This is a genomic window from Undibacterium sp. 5I1 (assembly GCF_034314085.1).
Classification (GTDB): domain Bacteria; phylum Pseudomonadota; class Gammaproteobacteria; order Burkholderiales; family Burkholderiaceae_D; genus Undibacterium.
Genome location: NZ_JAVIWI010000001.1, coordinates 1,066,927 through 1,082,459, shown reverse-complemented (window position 1 = coordinate 1,082,459; position 15,533 = coordinate 1,066,927). Strand labels below are relative to the sequence as shown.

At 46.1% G+C, this 15,533-nt stretch carries 13 protein-coding genes and 4 tRNA genes; 2 read left to right on the top strand and 15 right to left on the bottom strand.

Translation table 11 applies throughout. The features are described from left to right. Position 1: 1 nt before the first annotated feature. From RGU72_RS04595 to RGU72_RS04555, 9 genes are all read right to left on the bottom strand, one after another. Positions 2–1,018, bottom strand: a complete 1,017-nt coding sequence (locus tag RGU72_RS04595) for a hypothetical protein (RefSeq protein ID WP_322118596.1) — start codon at positions 1,016–1,018, stop codon at positions 2–4. A gap of 70 nt (positions 1,019–1,088) precedes the next feature. Next, a complete protein-coding gene (locus RGU72_RS04590; protein WP_322118595.1) occupies positions 1,089–1,877 on the bottom strand; it encodes a hypothetical protein in 789 nt (262 codons plus the stop codon). Between the two features lie 168 nt (positions 1,878–2,045). Continuing rightward, on the bottom strand, positions 2,046–2,975 hold the full coding sequence (locus tag RGU72_RS04585; protein ID WP_322118594.1) for a hypothetical protein: 930 nt from the start codon (positions 2,973–2,975) through the stop codon (positions 2,046–2,048). Positions 2,976–3,045: 70 nt separating this feature from the next. Next, entirely contained in the window at positions 3,046–6,477 is a 3,432-nt protein-coding gene (gene dnaE / locus RGU72_RS04580; protein ID WP_322118593.1) for a DNA polymerase III subunit alpha, read from the bottom strand. A 38-nt stretch (positions 6,478–6,515) separates the two neighbouring features. Next, positions 6,516–7,106: a hypothetical protein gene (locus RGU72_RS04575; protein ID WP_322118592.1), complete on the bottom strand. Its 591-nt coding sequence runs from the start codon at positions 7,104–7,106 to the stop codon at positions 6,516–6,518. Between the two features lie 79 nt (positions 7,107–7,185). After that, positions 7,186–7,950 carry a hypothetical protein gene (locus tag RGU72_RS04570; protein WP_322118591.1) on the bottom strand — a complete coding sequence of 255 codons (765 nt, stop codon included), beginning with the start codon at positions 7,948–7,950 and terminating at the stop codon, positions 7,186–7,188. A gap of 3 nt (positions 7,951–7,953) precedes the next feature. Continuing rightward, on the bottom strand, positions 7,954–9,156 hold the full coding sequence (locus RGU72_RS04565) for a MoxR family ATPase (protein ID WP_322118590.1): 1,203 nt from the start codon (positions 9,154–9,156) through the stop codon (positions 7,954–7,956). Positions 9,157–9,259: 103 nt separating this feature from the next. Beyond that, a complete protein-coding gene (locus RGU72_RS04560) occupies positions 9,260–11,227 on the bottom strand; it encodes a cobaltochelatase CobT-related protein (RefSeq protein WP_322118589.1) in 1,968 nt (655 codons plus the stop codon). A gap of 132 nt (positions 11,228–11,359) precedes the next feature. Further along, a complete protein-coding gene (locus RGU72_RS04555) occupies positions 11,360–11,530 on the bottom strand; it encodes a hypothetical protein (protein WP_322118588.1) in 171 nt (56 codons plus the stop codon). Between the two features lie 318 nt (positions 11,531–11,848). Between RGU72_RS04555 and RGU72_RS04550 the strand changes: the two genes are divergently transcribed. Beyond that, on the top strand, positions 11,849–12,325 hold the full coding sequence (locus RGU72_RS04550) for a helix-turn-helix transcriptional regulator (protein ID WP_322118587.1): 477 nt from the start codon (positions 11,849–11,851) through the stop codon (positions 12,323–12,325). A gap of 362 nt (positions 12,326–12,687) precedes the next feature. Beyond that, positions 12,688–12,984, top strand: coding sequence for a helix-turn-helix domain-containing protein (locus tag RGU72_RS04545; protein ID WP_322118586.1), 297 nt, complete (start codon positions 12,688–12,690; stop codon positions 12,982–12,984). Here the strand turns inward: RGU72_RS04545 and RGU72_RS04540 are convergent, their stop codons facing one another. The 6 genes from RGU72_RS04540 to pgsA form a co-directional block, all read right to left on the bottom strand. Then, positions 12,985–14,169 (bottom strand): site-specific integrase, encoded by a 1,185-nt coding sequence (locus RGU72_RS04540; protein ID WP_322118585.1) that lies wholly within the window; start codon positions 14,167–14,169, stop codon positions 12,985–12,987. 180 nt (positions 14,170–14,349) lie between these two features. Beyond that, positions 14,350–14,423: transfer RNA gene (locus RGU72_RS04535), tRNA-Cys, on the bottom strand. A gap of 141 nt (positions 14,424–14,564) precedes the next feature. After that, positions 14,565–14,640 (bottom strand) — tRNA-Gly (locus RGU72_RS04530). 33 nt (positions 14,641–14,673) lie between these two features. After that, positions 14,674–14,749: transfer RNA gene (locus tag RGU72_RS04525), tRNA-Gly, on the bottom strand. A gap of 26 nt (positions 14,750–14,775) precedes the next feature. After that, a tRNA-Gly gene (locus tag RGU72_RS04520) sits at positions 14,776–14,851 on the bottom strand. A gap of 41 nt (positions 14,852–14,892) precedes the next feature. Further along, positions 14,893–15,477, bottom strand: coding sequence for a CDP-diacylglycerol--glycerol-3-phosphate 3-phosphatidyltransferase (gene pgsA, locus RGU72_RS04515; protein WP_322118584.1), 585 nt, complete (start codon positions 15,475–15,477; stop codon positions 14,893–14,895). Positions 15,478–15,533: the final 56 nt, after the last annotated feature.

Sequence of the window (15,533 nt, the reverse complement as noted above, 5' to 3'; positions counted from 1 at the left end):
TTTAACCTTTAAAGAAGGAAGTGAATTCATCGAGATTTCTCAAGATGGAAGTGAATGCAAGCTCCTCGCAAACAGAGGCAAAAGCCCTCACATCGAATTTGCCAGGATCGACTTGTGTGTCTTTCTTTTCTGGCGGTGTGACGCGAAGCAATTGCATCAGTTGGAAATTGCGCTTGTAAATCGAGCGACCCTGACCTATCCAAGCGTCACGGTGCTTTTTTTGGCTTTTGGCGTAGACCTTTTCATCGACACTGCCGTCATTAGCTGGAAACTGGCCCATGTGTTCCTCTAACGTGATCGGGCTAGTGCCTTGCCAGAGGTTCTTATGGTTTTTGTACTTGGGAACGAACTCGCCGCTGTCACAGCGACGCCAAAACTCGCGCACACTCCCGAACTCAGCGATGAACTCTGGCGCACCTGTCGCACCAATCCCACCCACGCCAGAGATAACGTCCGACGTATCGCCTTCGAGAATCTTGGTTTCGAGAAAAGCGAATGGCGTTTTGCAGCCTGTTTTGTCGTAGAAGTTCTTAGCGGTTATCAGGCGACTGTCGTCACGCATGTCACGCCAAAACACGTTTTTGCGTACCAACTGTAACCAGTCGCGGTCGCCGGTGATTAAGCCAATTTGGTTTTCTGGATCGGACGATAGCTTCTGTACGAAGTAGCCAGCCAGGTCGTCCGCTTCATGAAAAGTTGCCGTCATTTGACGCACACCTAAGTGGCGTAAAAGTCGAGCGATGTAAGGTCTCATTTTGGCGTAAGCTTCTTTGTTACGCACCTTTTCTGGATCGCTATCGCGATTTGACTTGTACGCTGGATGAAGTGCGAAGCGCCAGTCAGCACGACCGTCCCAGAGAAACAATGGTGTAAATTTTGGGTAACTTTGACGTAACTCGCGCACTGTCTTGATAATCCCAAATGCTGCTTGCGTTTCCATTCCGCCAGATGTCAACTTGACTGCCGATTGCGCTGCATAGCCAATTGAGTTACCGTCGATTAATAATGTGTGGCTCATAGCCTCTCCCGCTCTTGAATTGAAAAGGGTCGGAACCCGTTAAGGAACCGACCCTGTAAGACGATACCGATTAGCCGAGATCGCTTAGCAATGCGTCCAGATCAGAGTCCAAAGAGATATCTGCGTCAGCGCTAGAAGAGCCAGCGCGAGTCTCCGTGAACTCAGCAACATCATCAAAGTCCGTCGAAACAGACGGACGAGAGCTTGAAGCCAAGCGCGAAGGTGAAGTGCCAGGAATATCGCTTGGTGAAGGCAAGAAACCTGCAACGCTGTTGACTGCGGCGATTGCACGACGTTGCTGTTCATCGGACTCTTGCTTAACGTAAGCGTCCAAGTCATTCAACTTCGTCAATGAAGCGGCTGGCACTTGATACTGTTTCGGGCTAATCTGAGCCGAATACTTTGTATTCAAGCCTTTACCGTCGCGAGTAATGACGATTTCTTTGCCCTCAACTGGATCGAGTACGCTTGCGCCCCACTCTTCCACGATGTCAACCAACTGACCGAACACACCACGCTTCAATTCCAGAATGACGGGTGTATTTGGCTCTGTGCTATCTAGCATCAGCGCGTTAATCAACACAGTGCGAGAAGCCTTTGCTTTTGCCAGAACTTCGGCCGTCGCATCATCTGTAATGGCATGTTGTGCAGTCGCCAACGCAGCGCAAACTTCGCAAGGTTTTTCAAACGTGGCGTCAGTACACAGATAAACTGCCTTAATTTGATCTGCGGCATCTTTAATGAAGTGTTGACCGAAGTCATGAAACCACACGTATTCTTCGCCTTTACGCCAGCCTGGCAGCAAACGAATGCGGTTCTTGCCAGAAGCAACCTTGACGGTCTTTTCTGCTTTTTTCATTGAAGCTTTTTTCTGAGCCATTAATTCTTGAAGTTTTTTAATATCCATTTTTAGTCTTTCGTAGTGTGGTGATAGTGAGAGGATTGCTTTTAGACTTTCGTCGTTCAGCTTACTTATTATAGCTCAGCGGTGACTTAATTTTAGAGGAAAATAAGTCACTTGGGATATTTAACCTGCGTTCTGTAATTGACGAGCCGCATCCATTGCGCGCTGACGAGTGTCGTCATAATTGTTAGCAGAGGCCAAAATTCGGGCGGCGCCCTTGCCCTCCTCCCGACGATCAGCGCCCAACTGAATAATCATGTCGCGGCGATCATTCAAACTCAAAGAACATGTCTTGCAGATTGCGGCGACAGTTTCTGCCTCGACGACTGTGTTGACGCCAGCAATCCAGCTAGGATCGAGCTTGACCGCTACTTCGATCATGCGCTCTGTCGCTTTTTCGCCTGATTCTGCGAAGGCACGACGGTGCTTTGCATACAACTCTGCCTCTTTCACCTCAAAGCGTCGCTTTACACGAGCATGCTGTGCCTCTGCATAAGCGGCTTCCGATCCGTGATAAGCACGTAAAGAAGCCTGCTCCATCATTGCTTTATCCAATGTCGTCTCCGATATCTTCATATCACGCGCAAAACGATCTGCATCAATGTAATGCTTCAATGTGGCTTTAGGTGCTGGCGTTGCTGATGTTGCAACTGGCTCTGACGCCGCAACTTTTGCAGCCGGTGTCGTTGTTACGAGTTGGATTTTCTTTTCAGCTTCAACAGGTGGAGCAACCACCTCTTTCAGTTCAGGTGCGGGAGCCGAAGCCAATTTTGGCTCCTCTGGCTGCGCGTCTATTTCTGCCAACATTGCTTCCAGATCGTCTTCGCTATTGGTTGGCGTCTTATCCTCCCAAGGTGCTTCTTTCTCTGTCTGAGCCACAACGGGCTTTACCGGCTCTGGCTCAGATTTAACGACTTCCGGTTCCGGTGTCGATACTGGTGCGAGAGCCGCGCTCACTACGGGCTGCGTCACCATATCTGCTGTCTCAGCTTCGAGTTCAGCCATTAAAGCGTCTAGTTCGTCGTCTTGCATCAAAGCTTCATTTGTCGCCATAGCGATCTCCTAATGGGTTATACGGTTAAAATTAACGTGTTACTATTATAGTCAGTAATGACTTACTATTTTAAGAAATAATATCGGCAACTTTTTCAAATACAGCTTGCAAAATGTCTAACTTAGTTTCATCAAAGATGATTTGCTGCGCATTAATGCCACACACAATCGATGCGTTGAGCTTAGAGTCATAGATCACCTTACCCGCCAGCTCCGCAGTGCTGCCTTTAATGCCCGGCACGAGCCGCTTGATTGCTGCCGATCCTAACGCTACGATTACAGCCGGTTTAATCAGCTCTAGTTCACGGTCAAAGAATTGAGAGCATCCATTAAGTTGCGCATTAGTAAGAAATTTCTCGCTCTTCTTTGCCTTTACCAACGTCGTAAAGTAGCCATCGCCAGGAGACAACCCTGCCGCTTTGATTGCCGCTTTCACAAACTCCGCTGACTCACCTTCGAGAAGCTTGTCCGCTTTCTCCTCTTGCCATGAAGGGCAGTCCGAGACGACCATAAACTTAACATTCGACTTCAAACGAATCGCCGGATGAGGCTGGTCTGCTAAATCACAGCCATTACAAGAGCGGTAGTCCTGAACTAAGTGAATGATTTTGGCTCGCACGAACTTGTCCGTCACGTCTGTCGTCCGGTCTGCTTTAACGGCGTCGATGATTAATCCTGGCATGAGTTCTGTCTGGTCGCGGCGACGGTCAGGATGCCTTGCTGGCAAACCTTTCTCGATTGCGGCAAATGCTCCTACCTTCTCTAGCGATGCCACGACAGCGACATTCACTTTCGATCCTTTAGTTGCTGCCAAGGTTGAGAAATGTTCAAACGACTCAAAGCGACCCAGACGTGCGCCAAACACCTTCTTACCCTTCGCATCGAGTGAGACCTCACGAGCGTCATGCCGCAGCTTCATGATCGCTTTGGCGGTGTTCTCAGATACGCCCTTTACCGACGAGAACGGCGCAAGCAAATGCTTATCATCAGGAATCGTGAATCGGTCTGTGGACTTATTCACGTCTGGCGGCAGTATTTCAATGCCATATTCGCGAGCGTCATTAACTAAGCCAGTTAGCTTGTCATCTGCGACAATTGATAAGCATGCGGCGAAGTATTCAGCCGGATAGCGAACCCGAACCCACATCGTCCAGTATGAAATACAGGAATACTCGACGGCATGTGATCTATTAAAGCCATAGCCAGCAAAGGCTTCGATCTTGTCAAACAGATTACTTGACTCGACTTCATTGAGTCCTGACTTTGACTTACAGCCAACAATCCACTGATCGCGCATTGCCGCCATCTTGTCTTTGTCTTTTTTGCCCATTGCTTTACGAAGGTTATCCGCTTCTGCTTTAGTAAAGCCTGCAAGATCAACCGCCACTTGCATTACTTGCTCCTGATAAACGATCACAGAGTAAGTGTCTTTTAGAGCGGCTTCCATATTTGGATGGTCGTAATATGGGTCTCTATTACCCTGCTTAATCTGAATAAAATCCTCCATCAAGCCAGAGTCCATCGGACCAGGCCGATACAGAGCGGTCGCCGCTGTTATATCTTCAAATGTCAGTCGCCCACCCGTTGCCAAATCACGTAATAGCTTCTTCATGCCGCCCGACTCAAACTGGAACACGCCAGTTGTGTCGCCTCGACCAAAAGAATCCATAATGTCTTTCTCTTCCAGAGGCAGCTCTGAATAAACTACATTTACGCCATGACGGTCTTTAATGTAACGTCGAGCTATTTCCAATACGTCGAGTGTGGATAAGCCCAAAATATCCATCTTGACTAAGCCCCAATCCTCGACAACCCGTTTATCCCAATTGACTACTGGAACACCATCATCCGACTCGCGTGTCTCAACTACGGCGCGATTAATCAGCGGCTCACCAGCAACAACAACACCGGCAGCATGCTTACCGAATGAACGCATAACGCCTTCTAGTTTTAATGCGTGGTTCCAAATATTCGTATGCGTGTCACGAAAGCGCTCAAGCTCCGGCACGACCTTTGCCGCCTCAGTCAGCGTAAATGAAATGCCATGCTCTTTAGGCACTAGCTTCGTCGCTGATAAATCAAGCGCTGAAATATCGTGTACGCGTCCGGCGTCACGCAATGCGGAGGCAGACGCCAGTGTAGAAAAGTTTGAAATGCCAGCAACGCGATCGGTGCCATACTTGGTCGCCAAATATGTGATCACCTCATGACGACGCGTGGACATAAAGTCTAAGTCGGCATCGGGTAAATCTTGGCGTTCTGGGTTGATGAAGCGCTCAAAGAGCAAATTAAAGCGAATAGGATCTACATCAGTAATGCCAATTAAGTATGCGACTAAGCTACCACCTACTGAACCGCGTCCGGGACCCACGATAATGTCATTGCTTTTTGCCCACATAACTAAGTCTTCCACGAGCAAGAAGTAGCCAGCGAAGCCCATCTTTTTCAAGACCGACAACTCATAGGACAAGCGCTCTTTGTACACAGGAAGAATAGACGCGTCTGGAAGATAGCCCATAACCGGACGTGAGAAACGACGCTTCCAGCCCTCAATACACTTCTTGCCCAGTGCCTCAAATTCATTTGCTGCCATTAGTGGCAAAGACACTGGCTGTTTCTTAAAACTGTAATTGCAGTTTTCTGCAAACACGCCAATGTTGGTGACGGACTCACGTACTAATGGGGCTATTTCTGTCGGCGCAAATTTGTAATGTGTGACAATACGCTTTGCCATTTCAGACACACGCTTCGCAATTGCTAGAGGCGGTCTGAAGCCGAAGTCCTTAATGAACTGTTTAGGACGATACGTGGTAGACATTTTCTCTTGCGTTGTAATGACATTGAGAACGTCTAGCGTGGACGCGTCTGCATCATCGCGGTATAAGAAAGGATAGGTCGCCAGCGTTTGCGCTTTATGCGTGATTGCTGAGCGTAGCGCCTTCTCATTCAGCGTATCAAATAGTGGCGTATTGATTGGTACTAGCTCGACAAAGACATCGTTACGACCAAAGCGAGTTATTAGTTTCGCCAAAATATCATGTGCATTTTCGTGATGCCACAAATTCTCAAAGTCGCCGGTTGTGATCGCAACGCCTTCGAGATCTAAAACGTCATCCCATCCAACGCGTGAGTAGTAGTAAAAATATTCTTTGCTGTTCGCCTTAGAAAGCAACTTCATCAACGATGAAATACCTTTTTCGTTTTTGGCGTAAGCCTTAATCGTCACCATGCGGTTAGGTAGCTCTTTAATGCCAGTCGATTTTGCTGGCTTACGATATGTCGGGTCATTCACGACGCGTAAAACGCAGCCGATGATTGGCTTAATCGCTGCTTTATTGGCGCGATTAGCAAAATCCACCATGCTATGCAGTGACATGTTGTCGCAAATAGCTACAGACTCATATCCATGCAGCTTAGCACTGTCAACGATATGATCGACCTGGAGTAATGATTTGCCAATTGAGAAGTCGCTTCTTACACTCAAGGCATGAGATATATCCATTAAAGAATCCTTTGTGGTTGTTGCGCTCAGTCTGTAGTTTATCGACTGAGTTCTGGATTAAGAATAAAGAGGTCAGGCAACGATACTTTGACGATACCAAAGCCGTTTAATACCCCTACAGTTAAGGCAACATGAGGCCCTGCGGTGCCTTCGTTCCAACCAAGCTCCTCTATGAACTTTGCTTTCAAAGACGCTTTCGTGAACCCGCCACTAATCAGCATGTCGCATGCGATACGAAAGAAACGTGGCCCGCTCTCAGTAAAGGGATTGACACCTTTAGGTAGCTGGCTGCGACACTCGTTGATCTTGTCTTGCTTGCATAAAACCAACGCCTGCTTAGCGACTTTTGTACTGGCTTGCTCCATACGCGCAAGCACGCCCAAGTCCGTTTCGCTGATATGAAAATTAACGCGCTGCGTTGGCGTTTTTCTTTCTATCACCGAAGCAAGTTGTTTTGGCTGCTTAACTGGAATAGGTGAAGAGTCGACAGGCTGACTGACATTGGGAGGCTGCATATTCGATAAGCTTCTTGTCTTGGAGTGACGAGCCAGCAAGTCACGAACGTCAATCTGTGCGCGAATCGACTCCAGCGTCTTGATTGATTGCTCGCCGCATTCTTCAAAAGCCATACAAGCTTTGCATGTCTTAGAATCTGATCCATACACGCTTGCTGACCCGAAACAACCTGGCGCCACGCTTTTCAACAATTCAACTTCCATATCGATACGCCTTTTCAATATCCGTGACTACGTTTAGCAGTTCGTTTTCTGCCAATACCAACTTGCCTCTTGGAATATCGCCAAGCATTTGCAAGAAGTTGCCAACCTTACTAATACTTAGACCTTCTCGAAAACGCCAAGCCGCTTGACTGCTGCCCGTCTCTTCCATTTGGTCAGCGTGAGCTATCTGACAGTCAAGCTCGGCGATCAATTGCGCTGGCGGGTCGCGTAACCATTCCACGATCAGTTGCGCAATTGGTGACAAGCGTTCGATAGACTGTTCAACAATCTGATGGAACTCCAGAATTTGCTCAGGTGTATCCATTCCAGAATCAATCGTTGATTCAAAACCCTCAAAGCTCTCATCTTCGGCGCCTATTTCAGAGAAGTTTGTCGATTTGATGCCATAGTTACAGCCCATCAATGGAGGTAAGGCGGCGGCAGCTCGACGCTGGTTCTCTTCTTTTAAAGCCTCGATTTCTTGCTTCTGCTCAGGGTTCAGATTTTTTACGCCAGTCATCTGCCCTATAGCTCTTCTGAAATGCGAAAACGCCACTTGTGAAAAATAGGCAGAGAACTTGATACCCAAATCTGGATTAAAGCCTTCTTTCGCCATTACAAATGCCACTGACGCTTCCTGGAACATGTCATCATAGGTCAGACCACTTTTAGCCCCATCTGCCCACTTGAAGCCTTTTTTAGCTTGCAAGTGGACCAGACCGACATGATCTTTAAACTCGATTGTCGGATGCATAATTTAGCTGCCAAATACACGCTGGGAGAGACCTTCGGCAACTTGGCGATCAAGTGACGTGAGCTTGCTGATAAAGGATAAGTTGAGACCTTGACGGAAAGAGCCGCGCATCACACCAATACGGCTTGCGTAGATCAAAGTGCGAGGCGAAATAGTGTCGCTCATTTTTGCGCCGTCATAAGCGACGCGCACCAGTGAGGCAAACTCGACCATCTTTTCGGCGTCGGCCGGCGTCAGCTTGCAATGGTTCTGAAGGATCTGACTTTCAGCTTTTTTGTCCATGTATTTCTTATTGATCACCATGCCGAAACGGTCATAGTTAGCGCTGTTCTGGATCAATGTTCCCTGATACAGACCCGTCTCGTCGCCGGAACCGTTCGTATTACCAGTTGCGACAAAGCGGAAGTCTTTGTGCGGCTTAATAACACGCAACTCTTCTGGCGCCTCCTTAATGACGAGCGCTTTACCTTCTAATACTGGCTGATACACAGCGAGAACAGATGGCATACCAAAATCATATTCGTCGGCGCAGTAGGTCCAGCCGTTCATCATCGCAACAGGCAGAGGGCCAAGCTCGAACTTCGTTTCGCCACCTTTGACAGTCCATTGACCAAGAATATGGCTTTCTTCAGTGTTGACCGTATGTTGAATGCGCAGTGATGGACGATTGGTTCGTGCGGAGACTTGTTCCAGCAATTCTGATTTGCCTGAACCCTTGTGACCCCATACTAAGCATGGAATATTCAGCTCTTGCGCCAGAATCACATTCTTTAATTCGTCAATGTCGTACACATAGTTGTCGGAGATTTCCGGCACCATATTTTGATGACTGTGAGGCGTCAATACCGAAATAGGAATAGGTTCGCCGCGTGAAGACATTGCCGCAGTCGCTTTACCCAAGTCAAAAACTTCATGTAGTGGCTTCTTGACGATCGCGCCTTTTGGCATCAGTGTAGTAACTGAGGCGGCAGTGCCGCTCATTTCGACCTTAGTCTCGTCTGCTGGAGCTGCGGCTGCTTTTTCAGCTTGCTTCTTCTTGATGAGGTCTTTCGCCACCTCAGACAACAGCGGCGCATCTGAGAACTTCGACTTGTACTCTTCCAGCGTAACGCCAGGATGAGCCTTCGCAAGATGTGTCCGAATGGAATGTTCTTTTGATTTGCACAGTTGGCATTCGATTTTATCGCTCATATTTCCTCCGGTCATTTGACCATTAATTTAAAGATGATTTCTCGTTCAACAGATTCAATGATACTGATGAAAGTCAGGAATAACAAGTCAGTCCTGACTTATTTTAAAAGTAGCCTAATTACTTAATAATTAAGGCACGCAACTCTTTCATTACTACCGTCGGCAAGTCGGCGACATTTTTCAAAACCAAATACTTCGGATAATATTTCTGGACTTCGTGAGAGTCGATGCCGATGCCAATAACATTGATGCCCGACTTGGTTGCATCCTTGATGACGCGCTTTAAATGCGCTGGCAATGTGCGAGTTTCCCCAGCGCAATGAGGCGCACCATCAGATAACACCATCATAATCTTGCCGGACTCGCGACGAGATAGCAGACGACGCGCAGCCACTTCAATAGACTCGCCATCGACATTGTTATTCATCATTCCATCGACGTTAGGAACCCAGGCGAAACGCTTACGCACTTCCGTTGTCATGCGCTCATCAAAGCCTTTTAAAATGGGCATATACAGCGATTCATAGCGACTAAAACTTCGTCCAATTTTTATTCGCTCGGCAGTTAATGTGCTGACATCCGCAGATGCTTCGCCGGTAGTGAAACATATCACCTCGCTCTTGATACCAATGCGCTCTAAAACGCTAGCCAGTGCATAAGCCGCCTGCGACGCAATAGTGATTTTTTCGCCTTGCATAGAGCCTGATAAGTCCACAACCAGCTCAACCGCAACGTCCTTGCTTGTCGCTTCGTGCTTACGGCGAAATACACGATCATCATTTAAAGCTAAGCGCGCCAAATTTGCTGAATGAAGACGACCGCTGCGATGTCCGGCAGTGTAAGAAGATAACGAACGTGATGCGATGGCGCGCTCAAGGTCTTTCTGCAATGGGCCGACCATGTGGTTGACCTTATCTTCCAACGTGGTCAGCATAGTGTCTTTGTAGTCTCTGCCAATATGCAGCTTCTCAACAACGTCCTTATCTTTGGTATAAATCAGGTAGTCGGCTTCTTTTGCTGTCGCTGCGGCAGAATCAGTAATTGCCGCCGATACGGACTTGTCGTAGTCGTTGGAGGTTTCTTTGTCTATAGCTTTCCAAAGCGCTGCCGCAGATTTAGCAATATCGACTTTCCCTCCACTTGTAAGGCTTCCCCCATCTGCTTCTGCAAAATGGTCGTCGTCTCCGTCACCTTCGTCATCTCCATCGCCATCTGACGGTGCGGAAGCAGATACGCCGTCTTCACTGTCCTCGCCAGAGTCATCATCGCCTTTGCCGTCTCCAGCGCTACCGTCGTCCGCTTCTGCGTCAGGCTTACTTTCGTTCGGATCGTTTTCTTTTTCGTCCTCGTTTTTCTCTTCCGTGTCATCTGGCTTTTCTTTGCTTGATGACGGCGGTTTAGCTTTAGGTTTTGGCATCGGTATTGGCGGAGATGGAGCCTCTTCATTTTCTGGCTGCTCTTCTTCTTTAATACGCTTCGAGATTGTTTTCGCCATTTCCAGAGCCTCTGTTGTGCTTTTAATGGTTTCAAGCTTTGGCGTCAGGTCTTTAATTTTGTCGTACACGTCCTGAATCGGACCCATGTTCGTCTTCATAAATTCTTTGAAGATTGCCTGACCCGACATAGCACGAATGAGCGGAACCATCAGTGAAGCAATTTCTGCATTAGTGTCGCCAGCTTTACGCGCTTCAGCCAGACGCGGCGTTACGTATTTGTCGAGAAAGAATTTTCCAGTATTTTCAAGATTAAGTGCCGAACCTTGAAACTTTTTAGCCATTTCGCGCTCGATGCGAGTGTCTTCAACGGCGTTCAGCAGGCCGCCATTTGAGCCAGCCTTACCCATGACGGCAAAATCAGTAAATAAAATATGAGCGACTTCGTGATCCAAGAAGCCTTGAATAGCATCGATCAAGTCACGCTTGGCGTTGTCTGGTATGTAAGGAAGATTGACTAAGAATGGACGACCAGTGTGATCGGATTTTACGTATGCGCTGATTCCGCACTGCGTTACTTGAATCCCCTTGCCTGCTAACATCTGAGTAAGTCTTACGACAGCTTCACGAATAATGTGGATTTGCTCATCCATTTAGTTTCCCCTTTTTAGATTAAGTCAGCGTTGACTGATTAAATCTATTATAAAGACGCTAGTTAGGATGCGCAATCTATAATTGTAATGTTGCCTGACAAAGAAAAAGCAGCCACGGGCTGCTTTGATTATTTAGTTGTTGCTGATAATTCCACAAACTGCATCGGACGTCATCATAATAGTAACGTCGCCTAATTTATCGTGACGTATCCGATGCACGACAACCTTACCTAAATTCATCGTTTCTGTAAGACTTGAATCCGTATATAAATCTGTATATTCCTCATGCGTGATTTTTTTCATACTTGCTCCGATATTCTCCGACATTTCTGTACCTTTCTTTTAGATTGCTTGCTTAATTACGCATTTGCATTATAGCTCAGCGCTTACTTATTTTTAAAGTGATTTTTATACTTATTTCTTTGATGTCTTACCGCAGGTGTCTTATTAGTCCGTCATTGAAACAGTTGGATATATATACAATCGCTATAAAAAATTATTAAATTTTCGTTTTTTTTGCTAAACTATCACCCAAGTAAGTAAGCATAGACTTATTTCTTTAGCTATAATGCAAACGAGGCAACAAAATATCAAATCGTTAATTAAATTTAGGAGAGCCGTATGACTACAAACATTCCCGTCGATTCCGATCCATCAATCAATGCAGGCAACTCTGCCTCTGCTCCACTTACCGTTGCGGAATTTATCAGCAACCGAATTGAAATATCCGGAAAGACCCAAAAGCAAATCGCTTCTGAAGTTGGATTCCCAAAGCCAAATATGATCACAATGATCAAGCAAGGAGCCAGTAAGCTCCCGCTTGATAAAATTGCGCTTATGGCAAAAGCGCTTAACGTAGAAAAGCTCTATCTTTATCGTCTTGTTATGCAGGAATACGAACCTGGCACTTGGAATACCATTCAAAATGACATTCTGTCGCAACCCGTTTTGACCAAATACGAACTTGATCTTGTGGCGCTCGTTCGCGATCTTAATATTCAGGAAACAAGACTTGTAGACAAGGAAGATCATGAAATTTTAGCAAAAGCTTTTCAAAAGATTAGTCAGCGTCACCAAAAAAATGCACTGAAAAATTAGGCTTAAATAATTATTTTCATGACCGCTACTAAACTTCAAATAATTTGGCACTTAAATTAAGTGCCTTTTTTTTTATTCATTTTTTAATTCGCTGCCTAGAAAAGATGTTTTCGTTTTAATTTTATACCAAAAATTATGACACGTTTATTTTTTACCAATTGTCAATTGTTACACCTTGTAACTTGCTCTGAGTCTACTTCACCACAAAAATAAATAATAGTCTTTTTACACTACTTACGTAATAGTACGCATTATAAATAACATGTTTTTAACCATATCTTTTTATAAATCAGTCAGCACTGACTTGTTATAACTTGGATTTTTGTATAAGATTGCACCTTTCGCAGGTTGGCGAGAGGAATATGAAAACATTTGAAATTGACGAAGCTGCGGCTTTTTTAAACATTGGAAGAACACATGCGCTAACACTCGCCGGAAGTGGTGAATTGCCTGGCGCGAAGATCGGTCGCGAGTGGGTCTTCTTAGAGAATGACCTCGTAGAATATCTCCAAGCGGAAGTGCGTAAGCAAGTCAGAGAGCGGCGCGCACGAGCGACCGTATCGCAAGATTTGGACGCGGCAGTCTCTAACATTATGCCCAGCGTGTCAAAGTCAAAAGTAAAGACTAGAAAACCTCTGCCTGATTTAAGCCAATATTAATCACCACATTTCTTTAGCTAGTTCGCTTCCGCGCAAATTAGTATATCGGGCTAACATTCGACTACTGCTGTGACCAGTAATTTTCATAATCTTGGACTCGGTCATCTTTGTCCGCTCGAAAAACCTTGACGTGGCTTCATGGCGCAAATCATGAAATTTTAGATCGAAGCACTCTGCTTCAACAAATATGCGAGTGAACTGCCCAGAAAGCCGCGAAGTAATTTGAGCAAACTTTCGCTCTGATTCATCGACGCCAGCCCAAGGAAATAAGCGACCAGAATCAAAATTAAATCCCGCCATACCGCGCTCTTGTCTGGCCACAATTTCCATATACTCTTTGATTTTTGGAATGGCCACAGAAGACAGCGGGATTTGGCGCTTAAGCTTTTTGACCTTAGTCGCATAATCTGACTTCTTCATATAGAGAAAAATTGTTTTTTCTTGGAAGTCGATTTGATGAATATTTAGAGTATAGATTTCACGCATACGCATCGCCGTTTCCAACGCCAAGTCAAATAGCAACTCCAACGCCGCTTGATATGGCAAAGCAAACGGACGCTCTTTGTTGTCGCTCTTAATTCGGTCTAGCACATCACGAATCCGTTTCTCTTCGCCAGACTCTAAGCGGCGGTCGCGTTCATCATCTTCCTGCTTTACATACTCGTCATTATTGGCAATGGCCGCGATTGCGTCGCTATCGTTATATTGAGCGTAATTTTTGGGAAGCATTCTGATAGGATTGGTCATTAGCTGCGAAACATTTTTTCTTGCAGCCCAATCAAAGCATCGCGCCAAAGCACCTACATGATGGCGAATTGTGCCTGGTTTTAAATTGAGCTGCGTCTTCATGGTGTAAATCCATGTTTCAACCCATGTGTAGTTGACCTCAGAGAGCCTATAAGCGCCGATTCGGGCATATACAACATTCAGGAGCTTCTTATCTGAATCGTTGACTGAGGACGCGATTAGATAGTCCCTGATGACGTCGCCAACAAGTTTGTAGGACTTTTCGTCATCCAGCATTTCTTTTGGCACGATACCGGCGTCTAAAAGCGCCTCAAGCTTTGCGACAAACTCGTCGCCCTCGACTTCATCTTGAAAAGTTCTGCTCCACGGTTTTGGCAGCAAGCCTTTACGTTTGACGATGTACTCCCAGCCGGTTCCTCGCTTACGCTTTGTAGCCATGATTTTCGTTCCTCTTTTTAACCCGCATTGACGACCAATGAGCTTTTGGTTGGGTGGCATGCCACCCCAAACACTGTTTTTAGCTGACTTTAGGTGGATTTAATTGAACTTTTTTCGATGAAACAAAAAAAATAGCCCACTGGTTAAGTGGGCTAAGTCCTTGATTTAACAAGTAAATTCTGGAGGCGGGGAGCGGAATCGAACCGCTCTAAACGGCTTTGCAGGCCGCTGCATAACCTCTTTGCTACCCCGCCAAGGGTTACTATTCTAATTCAAATAATTTTTACTTGCTGACGCCAGTTAAATTATTTACATTAAAACGCGGTTAATCTTACTAAAATTTTATTCAGCATATAACTGAATAAAAAAGGGAAGCTCTGCTTCCCTTCAAAATCTGGAGCGGGAGAAGAGTCTCGAACTCTCGACCTCAACCTTGGCAAGGTTGCGCTCTACCAACTGAGCTACTCCCGCATTTACAATCTACCGCAAGCAATCACAAAAATCTGGAGCGGGAGAAGAGTCTCGAACTCTCGACCTCAACCTTGGCAAGGTTGCGCTCTACCAACTGAGCTACTCCCGCAAATTTTTACGTCACTTCATCTTTAATGGAGCGGGAGAAGAGTCTCGAACTCTCGACCTCAACCTTGGCAAGGTTGCGCTCTACCAACTGAGCTACTCCCGCATCAAAGACAGGGGCACATTATATATCAGCCAATTTCACTGTCAAGACATTTTGTCCGTGGACTCTTTGATCAAAGGCCATGCACGGCGCAAATAATAGAACATAGACCACACGGTTAAAACTGCAGCAATCAATAATAACCAGGCACCCCAATATGCCGTATCAATCACGCCAAATAAATTATCGTAATAGAGCAACATCGGGATCGCGACCATTTGTGCAGTAGTTTTTATCTTACCTAATGAGCTCACTGCAACAGATTTTGATGCTCCGATCTGTGCCATCCATTCACGCAATGCAGAGATCGTAATTTCACGACCGATAATGACGAAGGCGATTACTGCGTTCACCCGATCTAATTGAACCAAAACTAAAAGAGCGCCAGCGACCATTAGCTTATCTGCTACCGGGTCGAGGAAAGCACCAAAAGCGGAGGTTTGATTCCAGCGACGAGCTAAAAATCCATCGAACCAATCAGTCACAGCGGCAACGATAAATACTAAGGTTGATGCTAAGCTTCGGTCAAATGAACTGAGCCATGTATTTGGCAAATAAAAAACACCAACGACCAAAGGAATCAGTGCCACGCGCAACCAAGTAAGCAATATAGGAATGTTGAATGGCATCTGTAATTATCGAAAAAGTATATACCTGTGAATCATCATATTATTCTTCGTATTAT

Coding starts and splice junctions, on each gene's coding strand:
- pgsA (WP_322118584.1), bottom strand. CDS start 15,477: ATGCCATTCAACATTCCTATATTGCTTACTTGGTTGCGCGTGGCACTG.
- RGU72_RS04555 (WP_322118588.1), bottom strand. CDS start 11,530: ATGAAAAAAATCACGCATGAGGAATATACAGATTTATATACGGATTCA.
- RGU72_RS04575 (WP_322118592.1), bottom strand. CDS start 7,106: ATGGCTTTTGAAGAATGCGGCGAGCAATCAATCAAGACGCTGGAGTCG.
- RGU72_RS04550 (WP_322118587.1), top strand. CDS start 11,849: ATGACTACAAACATTCCCGTCGATTCCGATCCATCAATCAATGCAGGC.
- RGU72_RS04545 (WP_322118586.1), top strand. CDS start 12,688: ATGAAAACATTTGAAATTGACGAAGCTGCGGCTTTTTTAAACATTGGA.
- RGU72_RS04565 (WP_322118590.1), bottom strand. CDS start 9,156: ATGACCGGAGGAAATATGAGCGATAAAATCGAATGCCAACTGTGCAAA.
- RGU72_RS04560 (WP_322118589.1), bottom strand. CDS start 11,227: ATGGATGAGCAAATCCACATTATTCGTGAAGCTGTCGTAAGACTTACT.
- RGU72_RS04595 (WP_322118596.1), bottom strand. CDS start 1,018: ATGAGCCACACATTATTAATCGACGGTAACTCAATTGGCTATGCAGCG.
- RGU72_RS04585 (WP_322118594.1), bottom strand. CDS start 2,975: ATGGCGACAAATGAAGCTTTGATGCAAGACGACGAACTAGACGCTTTA.
- RGU72_RS04570 (WP_322118591.1), bottom strand. CDS start 7,950: ATGCATCCGACAATCGAGTTTAAAGATCATGTCGGTCTGGTCCACTTG.
- dnaE (WP_322118593.1), bottom strand. CDS start 6,477: ATGGATATATCTCATGCCTTGAGTGTAAGAAGCGACTTCTCAATTGGC.
- RGU72_RS04590 (WP_322118595.1), bottom strand. CDS start 1,877: ATGAAAAAAGCAGAAAAGACCGTCAAGGTTGCTTCTGGCAAGAACCGC.
- RGU72_RS04540 (WP_322118585.1), bottom strand. CDS start 14,169: ATGGCTACAAAGCGTAAGCGAGGAACCGGCTGGGAGTACATCGTCAAA.